Below are 13487 nucleotides of genomic sequence, written 5' to 3' on the forward strand. Positions count from 1 at the left end.
TGCCACCCAACGGCAGAAGACGACCCAAGCGGTCTCTTGCCCCTAGAAAAACGGACGCTCCACACTAACGTTCACTTCCTGACGTACCGCGGATTGATAGGTAGTTCTGCTGCGTTACCTGAAGTAGGCCTTCTTAACAAAAAATGACCAGTCATTAAATATTCTGTGTGTGACAATCTAAAAAATCACATAGGAAGGAATATGAGGCGAATCGAGAGCACTCAAGTGCCGGGAGAAACACGCAGAATGCTGCGAGAGCGGCTAGCGCGATTTTTGCCCACACACTCAACGCCGAGAGGTGGCTTGGTCTTGGCGGTACGCCCTTCCGTGTCGGACAAGGAGTTCGTTGACCTCCTTTTGAATTTAGAGTTTTTGTCCGGTGACGACATCTCCCGAGCTCGAACCCTATACGAGCAAGCAGCGCAAAGACAGGCCTTGTCCTGGGCGGAGCCTCCAACAGAAGTAGCTGTGTTAGCGCTTGGCGCTATTGAAGGGAATGAGCTCGCTCCCTCCGAAGATAACACCACCGGGGCACCAGCCTCCAACAGTCCGCCTTCGCCAGTAACAGTTTCCGTTCAAATCATTGCAGATTCACCTTGCATGGATGGACTTTATCCACCGCCGTCATTTGACGAGCTGGTTGCGCGCGGATGGATTCGCCTAGCGTGGGGACGACTCTCAGTGCCCCGAGACCTAGGGATGGCCAGTTATCGCCAGCCACAAGCTGCCGGTACTGCATTCAAGCTGTTAGTTGAAGAGCGTTGCAGAGATGTATTTACACTGCGGGATGGGTTTAGCCCCGGCGGCGAACTTCAGGCCATCGCCGAGGGTATCGTCACTGAACAATATCGGCCAGGTGACGTTGCATGTATTTCACGACCGTGGATAGCCGCAAGACTCTGGGATACTCAGTTGACGGTTGCCGGTGATGACGCGGTAGATGACACCGAGCAACGCCTGAGCCGATGGATAGATAGATGGGAACTACTGAATTGCCCATCATTCCCAATGAGCAGTTATCTTGAATCACCTTCTTTCGAGGAGTTTGTTGAGGTTGCCTTGACCGTACTCAGGGTAGCCTCAACCACACCCGGATGGGAGGCGTTTCGAGAGGCAGCACGAGCCCCCATGATTCTGCTCTATCCGCATCGAGTTGGGGACTCAGAAAGCGTCGTTTCCTCAGTGCCTGCGACGACGGTTGAACGCATTCAATGGCTGGCGCGAGGACTCGCTGAGCAAACCTCCTATGAATACATGGAGACTAGAGGCTCAAGTATACTGAGCGTGCTCCTAAATGAAATTCAGGATGCCACTTTCGACCCACGACATCTGGCTTCCCGGCTGATGGAGATTGTTGTTGAGCGACCAGTCCTACTTCAACAGCTCGTATTGAGAGTCAAGCAAGCACCTGCTCTACTTGCCGACATGCTAATGGCTCCAGCAACCTGCACATTGGCATGCAGCCTCATCGCAAGCTGGGAGTACAACACTGGGGGATGGAATCGGGATTTCCAAGCTCAAGCAAATCACTCCACAGAAATGCTTGCGTTCGAGGATGCTATCGCGTTGTTGGGTGGACACCTTGATGCAGGCCTTTTGCCCGCAAGCGAGTTGGCGGCACTATATCGGTACATCTACGAACAGGCGTCGAATCCTCGTAAGTCATCTAGGCGTTATGCCATGTTGTCATTGCTGCGGCAGGAGCTAACAGCGACGGATATAAGCACCCAAGACGCAGTTTTTGCCGCTCTAGTTGCATCTGCTTCAGCCGGCACCGACAAAATGACCGGCTTTTGTGCCGCCCTCGATTTTGTTTCTGAGGGTGGGGGAACTGACCGCATTGACCCCTCTGAGATTGTCTCGTTGTACTTGGACGTATTGCTTCCTCAGGGCGAACGTGTGGGGCCTAGACAGTTCGAGCTGAATGCTGCCCAGTCGTTTGTATACCTTGCCTTAAGATGTGAGGAGAGCCTTCGCAACCGCTTCTTGGGTGCTATCGATGTGCGGGCCTGGCTACGGTCTGCACCACCATCCCCAGATGAGCAGTATTCATTCCGCGACTTGTTGGCCCGGCGCATCCTCCTACATCTTCGGCTGCTGTCCCGGGCTATGGCGGGGTGGCCAACCGAAGTGCCGAATGAACTCGTCGAGGCACTGTCGAATACCGTACACGCTGGAGCAACGGACCAACAGCAGCGTGGTAGGGTCGATGCATTTGTTCCAGGACCAGGTTTCGGATTCACATGGGGAGAGGAACAGCCAATCGCGCTGGATTTGGCGGGGGCGCTTCGACGGCTGCAGGGGAATTCGCTCCAAAGGCTTGTGACTCAGCTTTGCCAAATTGATGAGCCCATTGTTCTAGCCGGCATCATTGCAAATACACCCGTAGCTGTTCACGAGCAAATCAAGACGTACCTGCAAAGCTTGACGCCTGAAAACGCTCCCGAAGTGTGGAATTGGCCGGCGTTGCAAGCCCGAGTTGACGCGCTTCTGAATGCGGAACTGCCTGAAATTGCTGAGGTGTATATCGCAGCAGAGCGCGAAGCCTGCACTTGGGGGCCGGTGCCGGGCCGCGAAATCTCAACGCTTCGAGCAAACCTTCGTATGTTGCTTCTGCGTCAGTACTGGTCCGCCATTGCCTCTTACAGCCTGCCAGAAAACCTGAGTGAAGCCATTCGGCGCGAGAGTGGTGATTTGCTGCTGTTCTACCGAGGCATTGCTGAGCTGAAGAAGCCGGATGGTAATCCAGCGGCGGCCGAAGCTATGTTCTTAGACTTAACCCAACGGAACCATGGTGTCACATCCTACCCTATAAATCTTTTTGCTTGCCGAGTGAGCCGTCTACTTAGTGGTGACAGCTTCGCTCTACTATCGGGAGAAGCACTTACGCAGGCAAAGCGTTACCTTGCCGAAGCTCAGCAAGAAATTCGGCCGCTAATTCAGCACTCTCCGGCAGACCTGAAGGCTCTGGACATCAACCGCGCGATGTTGCTACTGGCTGTTGGTCAACCTAGGGAAAGCCTTCAGGTTTTGATGGACCTGACTGATGCAAACCATGATGCAAGTATTGAGGGATTTCGGGCGCTTGCAATGGCGCGACTGGACCGCAAGAGAGAAGCCTTGGTTGTGCTCGCTCAAGCTGAGAGCGCTTTTGGACGCTCAGACTTTCTCTCGGCTATCCGGGCGAATATTGACACCCACCGGCCATACGCTACAGCGCCAAACATGTTGCTGGATGATGACCCTGTACCCGGAATTCGTCACGCGTTTGACACCTTCTCGAGATTGGGGGCTGCTGAACAAGCCCAAGTCCTTCAGTCACGAGGTAGCCTTGAGCTTTACTTGCTTGAGGAAGTACGCGGGGCATGCGCCAGCATCGTTGCCGTAGCGCCGATGATGAGAGAGCTCGGCATGGTTCGTTATGAGGACGACATCTCAGGAGTCTTGAAGCAAGTCTTACGCTCGCGGCTCTTGCTGACTCAATGGGCAGTAGAAGACCAGCCTCGCGGCGGATTTTCCCAAACAGGTGGCGTCGGCGAGCGAGACATAGTCATCAGCAAGGGCACAGCAACACTTGCCGTGCTCGAGGCACTCATCACTGATTACGTTGAAACGGGCAATCTCAACTCACACTTCACCAAGCTACTAGGGTATGACACTTGCCGGTTCTTCTTTCACATTACGTATGCCCGTCGGTCGAACTGTGCGGCAATCCTTGCTCATCTGCGAACCGCATGCACCAATCCCCCCGAGGGTTTCATCCACGTTCGCAACGAAGAACTGGATAATGATGATTCCATGCCAGTGGGCTTCAAGGCTTACTACGAGATTGACTCCCGCAAAGTCGTTGTCGTTTTCTTGGCATTGGAGATAGGGCAGCCTGTTCAACGAGCCGCAGCTGCGATGGCGTAACCACGCACGAAACCTCACCCCTTGGAGCATTCTTTCTGGGGTCAATCGATGCAAAAATTTGTACACCAAATATGACGCAAGAGGCTGCTCCAAAAGCGAATAACGGCCACTTTGGAGCATTATCGTCACGGGCAGCTCTTGGCCGGATGCGGCCGCCCTCCGACGGCAGAAGACGGCCCTCAGCGGACTTTTGCAACATTGCATCGAAGGCGGCTTTAACAGAGTGAGCTATCAGCCTGCGTCGCTCCTCGTGCCGCCGGTTCTGGTCGCTTCCCGTGTCCAGGTTGCGCCGAAAATCCCAGTCAAGCGGTTATTGATTCAATCTGGCGCGTAGTCTTCGCTATTTCCTGCTACAGAGTCATCCTGAACTTTCTGCGTATCGGATGCGTCAGCAGCGCTGGGGAATGCCGATGTTGCCAGCCTCCGCTCCACTAGCTTGGAAGTCTGCACGCAGTACCGCAGTAGTAGCCACCACGCGTACAAGACATCGGCTCCGAACAGCCCAGAGTCGTCGAGCAGTCCGTGCGCCACTTCGTTTCGGAGATTGGTGCCCAGAGGGTCGATGAGCAGGTCCTGTAACTCGAAGACACCATCCTCGCCGAAGGCTTGGAGCGCTTCAGGGGTCTCTAGCAGCACGCCCAGTGGTCGCTCTGGCTGCACACCGCCAGGCTCCAGCATGGAGGTAGCACCACCGCGTGATTCGACGACATGGCGCACCAGCGCCTCAAGTTGCGGGGGAACCAGATGCCCGGCAACAAGCATGTCTCCTTGGAAACCCGCCACCAGAGCTCGAAGCACGCTTTCAATGTGACCCGGCGGAATCCATGGGCTGTGCTGAATCAAACTTGCGAGGTCCCGCCGGTCCGGACCATAAGCGACAAGAATTTCCATCCTGGCAGGGTTGAGCATCGCCTGCACGGTTAGACTTCTCCCCAGGCGCGCATGGCGGAACATGCGCCAACGAAGGCCTTCGTACTTAGGGTCATCCGCCCCGGCCTCCAGACCGGGGGCCTGTGCAACGACACGACCACGCGAATTCAGCACCTCGCTGGAGAAGAGGCTGCCTAATACCGCGACACGCGCCTGCTCGTGGACTTCGTGTTTGAGCTTCGCCACCGACGGCGGATTTGCCATAGTGCACAGTGCGTACACGGCCTCGTTGATTGGCTTGTCTCGAACAGCAGCCAGTGCGCGCTGAACCAACTCGGTGGCGTCGATACTGGTCGAAACTGGCTTCAATTCGGTCACCGACTCTTGCTGCAGGGTCAACAGCCGCTCATGCAGTTCAGCCGCGCGCTCCCGTCCACCTGGTGCCTGGCGCATCGCCTCGACCGCATCTGACAAGACTGAGGCCGCGACCATCGCCCCGCGCCCAGGCTGTTTGTGCGCCAGTTCGGCCTCTTTGACCAAGCTTTCGGCCGAACGGCGCAGCGCGGCCCCCTCGCCATCTGCGTCGCCCGCAGCGCGATGACATTCGGCAGCGAGCTGGTAGTAGTCCTTCGCTCTCCAAAAGTCTTGTGCCTCCTCTGCTGCCGCTGCTGCCACTTTGGCGAATTCGGCAAATTGCACTGGCATCGCCATGCTTGAACTCCAGCAGCAACCGGGTGAGCCGAAGGGTTAGATAGAGAGGGTCGGTGCCACGATGCCGTTGCAACATGGCCTCTATCTCACCCAACACCCGCAGCCGCAGGTCTGCCCCGCCTTTGCCGAGCCCCGCAGAGAGGCGCAACGCCCGCTCCAAGCGCTTATGGCACGAATTCCACTCTTCCGGATGCTCCAACCTCAGTGCCGATGCAAGGTAAGCCTCCACCGCCCCTTGGGCCGCTGGAAACGAACGCGCCTGAATCCACAGCATGTCCAGGAACCGAGCACGAAGCTCCGGGTCACTCAGCGACATTGCCCATGCCTGCAGCTCCCGGACTTCCTCCTTAGGAAAGTCGGCAGGAATGGGGCCGCGCTGCCCATCCATCACAAACATGGGCCCAAAGGGGTCCGTCGGCAGGTCAGCGCAGAGCCTCATCGTCAGCACAGCACCGACGAAGCGCAAGCATTCGAGCTGCTCCGCATTCCAGCGCACCTCAGACTGTTGCTGTGAAACTTTATTCAGGTACGTGTTGCAGTCAAACCGCTCGACGTTCTGGAGCAGACCATCCAAGTTGATTGATGTCAGGGTGTCGCCATTGATGAGTCGCCAGTCAAGCTGCATGCGTTTTGGCTTTCTATTGGTGGGTGCTACGACAATTCGTAATACAAAAAATCTTCTTTCTCGCAATAGCAAAGTAAATCATAGAATTTGTATGCCGTGTATTTTTTCACGTCATCCGCGGAAACATTCTTCGTTTCATCTGGACAAAAGTGCTCGGATGTACCAATTCTGAAGCCACTAAAATCATCATGAACTATCCGCATAGCAACGAGTGGGTCAGCCTCCAGGCTGTCGAGCCATGCCATCTCCAGCAAATCTTTGGCCTTGTTGGCTTTCTCCAATAAATCATCAACCACGGCATACTTGTTTCTTTTGCCAAGCAAGGAAAAAAGAGCCACCGAACCCATCAAATGTTTAACCTTCTCAATCTGGTCATCTGGCTCTAACGAATATTCTCTTGTTTCCGCGGCATGAAGGACTTTCTCCTGAATTTCTTCCCATTGTCTGCCGTCAGTTCGGACATCAAATGTCTTTGCCAGTATATCGAGGTCACTTGCAGTCCGCGCAATGAAATCTTTTTCATTAAATTCCCATTTTTCAGCTTTTTGTAGATATTTCTGCCTTATCTCCGGACCGGTGTAATGCTTGCTAAGATACACATACTTCTGCACAGTCCCAAATAGTTCAACGAAGCAAAATAAATTTTCTCCATTGTTAAAAATATAAATCTGATGATTCGGAAACCAATCCTCGTGACGATTTTTCTCAGTTTCAAAAAGTTTCTCCTCATCTGTTGTTGGATAGTATGGAAAAACAACGGACCTCAACTCAGATTCCGCGCCAATTATATCCTCACCACCAACAAATAGATGGTCAATATCAGCACGCTTTACTCCATGCAGGCAGGCAAAGCCAATTGCAATCTTTAGTACCCCACGCAGCATGGCTATCGCATCTATTTCTGCTGATAAAATTATCTTTTGAGCATAATTTGCTATGTTTGTCTCGGTGAAAATTTCATACCCTTGTGATTCAAGTGACAATATGATTGACGATTTTGCATAGTGTTCTGCCTGCTGTGGAGTAGCGGCGAATATCGTCGCCGTCATGTCGTGCTCATTTTTTATGTAAATTGGCTTTGTCGACGTTACAGAAAAATCACTATTTAATTGAAATTTCTCTGTCCCAAGCTTGGAATACTTTTCTTCCTTGACAACAATTTTGGCGCTAGTCCTAGATGTATATCCTCGGTCACGAGGGGTATCAAACAATATTGAGATGCCAGATATTGCGTGCGCGAAGCTCGTATCAACAGACTTTCCCAGCTTTCCACCGCAAGCCTTGCATAATATTTCTTCAGGAATTAATTTTCCACCGATGGAATTCTGGAAAACATGTTCACCGTGACGCTCGACCTTATCCTCATCAAAAGGCTTATCGCACAAATAGCACTTTGGTGTTTCTAACGACATTTTCTACTCCATAAATTTACTAGCCGACACTGCTTAATATTGCAGACCAAACGTCCAGAATGACTGGCTAGTGATTGTTTGAATTTTCTACTTTTCTGGGCAAAAGGTCAGTAACAATCAAAAGCATGACTACTGAAAAAATCAACTATGCCATATACATTTACCCGAGTTCTGCATGTAATACGCAAGGCCTCGGAATGGTAGATAGAAGAAGGAGGGTTGTTGTCCTGTAGCGTGAACTTGAAGTTCTTACGCCTTACGTAGCGCAGTGCCCAACCATACTCTATGGCTAGTCCAATGAAGTGCGATTGGAATGAATACAACACTAGCAGCTGGCTTTCGTATATCGTCAAATTTGTATTTTGCAAAATGTACTCAAAAGCACGTTGACACTGACTTAAATCCATTGCTAGCGTACATGTCATAAAGAGTTCGCAGGGGCATGGTATGGACAAAAAATATTATTCCACAGACCTCTCAAGTGGAGCTACGATTCACAACTTGACTTTAGCTGAAACTATTGCAAACGACCCACAACAAGTATACCGATACTCGAATAGAAATGTAATCGAGACAATATTCAGCGCACTGATGGATGGCTATTAAGAGGCCCGGCCACAGCGAACCAATACGCAATACTGGTAAATCAATAAAAGTCCTGCAGGCAATATCAGCAGCAATATTGAGCAAGAAAGTAGGCCGTCAAATGACAACCTTCGTCGCTAAGCGCATCCAGTTCCGGAATGGAGAACGCCACTCGGTGTTGAGTAGACCAGGAGGTTTGCCAGTCCACGAGGCAACGCTGTACTTAGCCGGCTTCCGTACCTGCGGGAGGGCCGCCAACACAATTCATTCCGTCTGTTCAACACTAGCTCTGGTTTACCGCTGGCTCCATAGCTCCAAAATTGACTTGCTCCAGCGGCTGAGCCAGGGTCGGTTCTTAACTTTGCCAGAGCTCAATCGCTTGGCTGATACGGCCCAGTACCGGGTTGCCGACCTTTCTTACGAGGACGCAGACGAGTCTCGCAAGTCCAACGTCGTGGACATCAAGCGCATTCGTATTCGCCGCAAAGCAGCCGAAGGTGAGACCCGCGCCGTTGACGTTGCCACCCAAGCCTCACGACTCCGGTACATCGCGGACTATCTGGGTTATCTGGCTACCTACATTGGCGCGACGTTGCCATCGCACAAGCGGAATGAACTTGAGCTCGAGAGCGCCCGCGCCTTGAAGGCGTTTCGCGCGCATATTCCTCCGGTGTCTCGGCGAGCCAAGCTGGGAGCAAGGCAGGGGCTTTCTCAGGAGGACCAGGACCGCCTGCTTGATGTGATTCGCCCGGATTCCCCAAACAATCCTTGGGAGCGTGGGTTCGTCCGCCAACGGAACTGGCTGATTGTTACCCTCTTGCTAGCAACTGGCATGCGGCGCGGCGAATTGCTCGGGCTGCAAATTGGAGACTTGAATCCTCAACTTCCAAAGCTCCGCATCATCCGGCGAGCGGACACAAAGGAAGACCCTAGACGGAATCAACCGAACACCAAAACCAACGACCGAGAGATTGAACTCCGGCCAGGAATCATGCGAGCGGTCTGGGTGTACATCAACAAGCAGCGGCGGACGATTAAGGCGGCACGCAAGTATCCGCAGCTCATCGTTGCTTATGACGGCCAACCGTTATCCGCAAAGAGCGTCGACAAGATTTTTGCGCAGCTACGCCAGGCCTGCCCTGGCCTTCCCGTTCGACTGACAAGCCACGTCATGCGTCACACGTGGAATGAACGGTTTTCTGAGCAAGCTGAGTTGCTGCAGCTCTCTGACGCAGTTGAGGAGAAGGCTCGCAACGAGCAGCAAGGATGGGCGGATAACTCAAAGACTGCCTTGACCTATACCCGCCGGCACGCCACCCGCAAGGGCCGTGAACTCTCTCTGAAGCTACAAGAAAAACTCAATGTCCCAGACCAGTGAAATCGGCGTTTCGACCGCTCTTGCCATCACTCTCCCGTCCCGTGTTTTCACTAGGAGCGGCTCTAGCCTCGACCCTCGGGAAGATGTCTGGGAGTGGACGGATGGCCCATTCAAAGCTCGAGTTGACTTTCGCCGTCACACCAATGGCTACGAAGCCTTCGTCCCTACTCTAAAGCGATGCCTACTCCCCTTCGTGAAGGGATACTCTTGCAGTTACGTCCAAAATTTGGAAGATGCATTCCGTCACTTCTCGGGGCTTACCGGAAACTGTTTTGGAGATGCTATCACCTTTGAGCGTGTCTCCAACTATGGGGCAAAATTGCTTGAGCACGAGCAGTGGCGGCTCGGTACCCTCAAAGTCCTGCTCCAGAAGTGGGTGGAGCTCGAGCTTCCCGGAGTAGAACCAGAATGCATCGTTTATCTCGCCGAGCGACGTAACCTTGGCAACAAAAAGGGTGAGGCGGTCAGAACACGTAACCCGATAAAAGGGCCGTTAAGCGAGGAAGAGTACACTGCCCTTTACTCAGCGGTTAACACCGCTTATGGGCGTAATGAACTTCCCTTGTGGGTGCTTTTGCTCACTAGGTTGCTTCTTGCCAGCGGCGGGCGCATTTCTCAGTATGCCTCGCTCAAGATTGGTGACTTCAACAGCTCCACGTCTGTCCTCAAGCTTCCACAAGCTAAGACTCGTGAGGTGCACTCTCGCACCAGCTTCCTTGAGTTCGACATCAGTCCGCAAACGGGGCGGCTTATCGCAGACTACCTCCAAGGTTTGCGGGAAGATATATATGACGATAACTCTGCCTTCTTCCCTGAGGTTCTCGTTATGGCCCAGAGTCCGGGAAACAGCCGTGCTCCTGACGACCTGTTCTTTGGGCACTGCTCGCCCGACATGCTGTCACGCCGCTTCATAGTTCACATGAAGCAGATTGCACCGCCTACTTCCAGGTTGGACTACGCACCGATGCCGCTGTCACCCAAGCGCTTCAGGTATACGTTTGGAACCCGACTCGCCGAGGAGGGAGCAAGCAAGTTATTGATTGCAAACCGCCTGGGTCACGTAGACCTGCAATACGTTGATGTGTACGTGGCCGCATCCCCTAAGATTGTGGAGAACATCGACAAGGCCATGGGTGCCCTTCTTTCACCACTGGCAAGGGCCTTCAAGGGGCAATTGGTCGAGGATGAAGCACACACTACCCACAAAGGCACGCCAGGCAGCCGCATCATTGACTTCCGCGTCTCATCCGCACCAGTAGGTAGCTGCGCCGGCAAGGGCCAAGGCTGTGCCTTTAACAAGCCGGTTGCTTGCTATACCTGCTTTCGCTTCGAGCCTTGGCTGGATGCACCCCACGAGAAGGTGCTGAAGAAGCTCTTGGAAGAGCGAGAAAAGTGGAGTGGCGATGAACGGATGGCCGCAGTCAATGATGAACTAATCCGTGCCGTTGAAGAGGTACTTGCGCAGTGCGCTCAGGTGCTGGAGCAACGCCGACGTCCTGCCAATGGGGAGCATGCGTGAATACAAGCATTCTTCAATTCACTCCCCGCGCGGAACTAGAACCCGAAGCCAATTTGAAGACATTCATCGAACTCTGTAAGAATTCAAACGTACTCGATGCTCGAATTCAGTTTGAGAAAAACGAGTGGGAGGAGAGGTACCGAAAGGGTAGCAACACGATGCAGCGCCTCGTCTTTAGCACCCTGGAGGCGGCCCACACAAAAGCAAAAGAGCCACATATGGCTCAGCCGTTTCTCGACTTCGCAAAAGCGGTCATTGTTTATCTGCAAGATAAGAATCCTGTTGTATCCAATGGAACCCGAATCGCTGCACTCAGATGTCTCGAAGCGGCATTGCACGAATGGAACAGGGGCTCAAGACCGACGGCCGTGAACGCTGAAGTCCTAGACACTGCTGTGGAGTTTACCAAGACACAATTTACGCCAGGAATCGCCTACCGTATTTCGGGCCAACTAAAAATCATCTCCGAGCTTATGAGGACTAAGCGGTTCATTATCATGCGGCAGCCATGGGACCACGGTCTGAAGAAACCAATTGAGGCAGGGTCCCGCATCTCTAAAGAGGCGCTGGCTGCGCGACAGAAGAAGCTTCCATCGGCGGCCGTTCTTCGTGCGTTAGCCGACATTTTCTATGCGGCCACAGAACCCGGCGATGTAGTGCTCTCAAGCTATTGCGCACTAATGCTCAGCGCACCTGAACGCGTCAACGAGGCCTTAAGATTACGACGGAACTGTCTGGTATATGGGGAGGGTGAATTTCGCGGCAAACTTGGTCTTCGGTGGCCCGGCTCCAAGGGATTCGAAAACACAACCAAATGGTTGCCAACTGAAATGGCGCTGGTTGCTCACGAGGCCATCGAAAAACTACTGAAAGTCTCCACCCCAGCTCAGGAGATTGCGGCTTGGTACACAGACAACCCTGGGAAGCTGTTCATACACCCATACGCCAAGCACCTCGAAGGGAAGACACTACTTACGACACGCGAAATTGCTCTTCTTCTTTGGGGCGATGAGGAGCTGCAGCGTTCTGCGCAGTATTGGGCCAGGGAAACCAATAAGCTTGAGAGCGTCTACCTTAATGGGAAAAGGATTGCCTATCGATTTTCGGACATAGAAGAAGCAATCTTGGGAATGCTACCAGCGACCTTCCCCTACGTGCCAGGGGACTCCTCATTGCTATGCAAGGACTCCATCGCTATCGCGCGCAAAAACGAAATGTCTCGGGTGAAAACGTCGTTTCTGTGTATGTTCAGCTGCGTTAGCTATTCCGCGCTGGACGGCCGCTTCTGCACGTCAAAGGAGTCGCCATCGGTGTTTGAGCGGTTCGGGTATACGGAAGACGATGGCTCGCAGATTGACTTTCGCACTCATAGCCTGCGTCACTACCTAAATATGCTGGCTCAGACCGGCGGGCTCAGTAGCACCGAGATTGCCATCTTCTCAGGGCGCAAAGACGTCAAGCAGAACCGGACCTACGACCACATGACCTCTGATGAAGTGCAGATGCCTATTAGCCAAGCCTTGAAAGGCGGCTTCACTTCCGAACTGGAACCCATGTATATCTCCGGTCGTAGCTTAGTCACCCGAGCCGAATTCAAAGGGTTAGGGCTAACGGCAGCACATACAACAGAGTATGGCTGGTGCGCCCATGACTTCGCCAGCGATCCATGCCAAATGCATAGAGACTGCATCAGCTGTGAGGAGCAGGAATGCATCAAGGGTGAGGCACACAAAGAGGCCAACCTGCGTCAGCTTAAGAGCGAAACCGAGTACCTCCTGACACAGGCACGCGAAGCACTAACCGACGAGGAGTATGGTGCTGACATTTGGGTGCGGCATCAGACCAAGACGTTAGAGCGAGTCAATGCCCTGCTGTCCATTCTGGAAGACCCAGCGGTTTCCGTCGGAGCCCGGATTCGCCTGGATTTGGCCAATGCACCCCTCATTACCACGGACAACATCCATCCCGTAATGGTCGTCAAAACCACTCGGAGAAAGAAATGAAGAAAAGCCGTGCCCCCGACCTAACGAACGAGCGTATCGCCGTCGTCCTTGAGACGCTAGATACATGGAAGGGGAAGCTTACGTGGGAGCTTCTGCTTGACGTCGTCGAGGCAGTCACTGGTCACCGTTACTCGAGATTCACGTTCGCTGATTATCCAGAGATAGCCAATGCCTTCTCGCTCAAGAAGGACGTTTTGCGCGGTACATTGCCTCGTTCACTCGGCGAGCCTCGGGATGAGCGCGTTCGAGCAGCAATCGAACAGGCTGAGCGACACAAGGCCAAGTCCGAACGCCTGGAGGCCGAGAACCAACTTCTGCTCGAACAGTTCGTGACCTGGGCAATCAATGCGGAGCGCAAGGGCGTGACCATGGACATGTTGAACGCTCCGCTCCCCAAGCCTGAGCGGGACCGAACCAAAGGGTGAGCTGGCAACTCCAATCTGCCGATGTGGATGAGCCAAAATGGCGTCCT

7 protein-coding genes and 1 pseudogene are annotated in these 13487 nt (G+C 53.4%); 5 read left to right on the plus strand and 3 right to left on the minus strand.

What is annotated here, in order from left to right; all coding sequences use genetic code 11:
* The first annotated feature begins 699 nt into the window (after positions 1-699).
* Complete coding sequence (locus ABKF58_RS19740) at positions 700-3912, plus strand: hypothetical protein (protein ID WP_482582895.1); 3213 nt, start codon at positions 700-702, stop codon at positions 3910-3912.
* Between the two features lie 318 nt (positions 3913-4230).
* Here the strand turns inward: ABKF58_RS19740 and ABKF58_RS19745 are convergent, their stop codons facing one another.
* The 3 genes and pseudogenes from ABKF58_RS19745 to ABKF58_RS19755 all read right to left on the minus strand — a co-directional run bounded on the left by ABKF58_RS19745 (position 4231) and on the right by ABKF58_RS19755 (position 7530).
* Positions 4231-5493 carry a DUF4209 domain-containing protein gene (locus tag ABKF58_RS19745; protein ID WP_482582896.1) on the minus strand — a complete coding sequence of 421 codons (1263 nt, stop codon included), beginning with the start codon at positions 5491-5493 and terminating at the stop codon, positions 4231-4233.
* A gap of 172 nt (positions 5494-5665) precedes the next feature.
* Positions 5666-6118, minus strand: a pseudogene (locus ABKF58_RS19750) (DUF7380 domain-containing protein); the annotation flags it as partial.
* A 26-nt stretch (positions 6119-6144) separates the two neighbouring features.
* On the minus strand, positions 6145-7530 hold the full coding sequence (locus ABKF58_RS19755; protein WP_482582897.1) for an HNH endonuclease: 1386 nt from the start codon (positions 7528-7530) through the stop codon (positions 6145-6147).
* A gap of 706 nt (positions 7531-8236) precedes the next feature.
* Between ABKF58_RS19755 and ABKF58_RS19760 the strand changes: the two genes are divergently transcribed.
* From ABKF58_RS19760 to ABKF58_RS19775, 4 genes are read left to right on the plus strand one after another with little or no spacing between them, the layout of a single operon-like run.
* Positions 8237-9493 (plus strand): tyrosine-type recombinase/integrase, encoded by a 1257-nt coding sequence (locus tag ABKF58_RS19760; RefSeq protein ID WP_482582898.1) that lies wholly within the window; start codon positions 8237-8239, stop codon positions 9491-9493.
* Positions 9477-11012: a site-specific integrase gene (locus tag ABKF58_RS19765; protein ID WP_482582899.1), complete on the plus strand. Its 1536-nt coding sequence runs from the start codon at positions 9477-9479 to the stop codon at positions 11010-11012. Before ABKF58_RS19760 ends, ABKF58_RS19765 begins: the two co-directional genes overlap by 17 nt.
* On the plus strand, positions 11009-13015 hold the full coding sequence (locus ABKF58_RS19770) for a hypothetical protein (protein ID WP_482582900.1): 2007 nt from the start codon (positions 11009-11011) through the stop codon (positions 13013-13015). Before ABKF58_RS19765 ends, ABKF58_RS19770 begins: the two co-directional genes overlap by 4 nt.
* Positions 13012-13440, plus strand: a complete 429-nt coding sequence (locus ABKF58_RS19775) for a hypothetical protein (RefSeq protein ID WP_482582901.1) — start codon at positions 13012-13014, stop codon at positions 13438-13440. The genes ABKF58_RS19770 and ABKF58_RS19775 overlap by 4 nt, the downstream gene beginning before the upstream one ends.
* Positions 13441-13487 lie beyond the last annotated feature (47 nt).

It is taken from the genome of Pseudogulbenkiania sp. AW2-16, assembly GCF_056824575.1.

Coding starts and splice junctions, on each gene's coding strand:
- ABKF58_RS19740 (WP_482582895.1), top strand. CDS start 700: ATGGCCAGTTATCGCCAGCCACAAGCTGCCGGTACTGCATTCAAGCTG.
- ABKF58_RS19765 (WP_482582899.1), top strand. CDS start 9,477: ATGTCCCAGACCAGTGAAATCGGCGTTTCGACCGCTCTTGCCATCACT.
- ABKF58_RS19745 (WP_482582896.1), bottom strand. CDS start 5,493: ATGGCGATGCCAGTGCAATTTGCCGAATTCGCCAAAGTGGCAGCAGCG.
- ABKF58_RS19760 (WP_482582898.1), top strand. CDS start 8,237: ATGACAACCTTCGTCGCTAAGCGCATCCAGTTCCGGAATGGAGAACGC.
- ABKF58_RS19775 (WP_482582901.1), top strand. CDS start 13,012: ATGAAGAAAAGCCGTGCCCCCGACCTAACGAACGAGCGTATCGCCGTC.
- ABKF58_RS19755 (WP_482582897.1), bottom strand. CDS start 7,530: ATGTCGTTAGAAACACCAAAGTGCTATTTGTGCGATAAGCCTTTTGAT.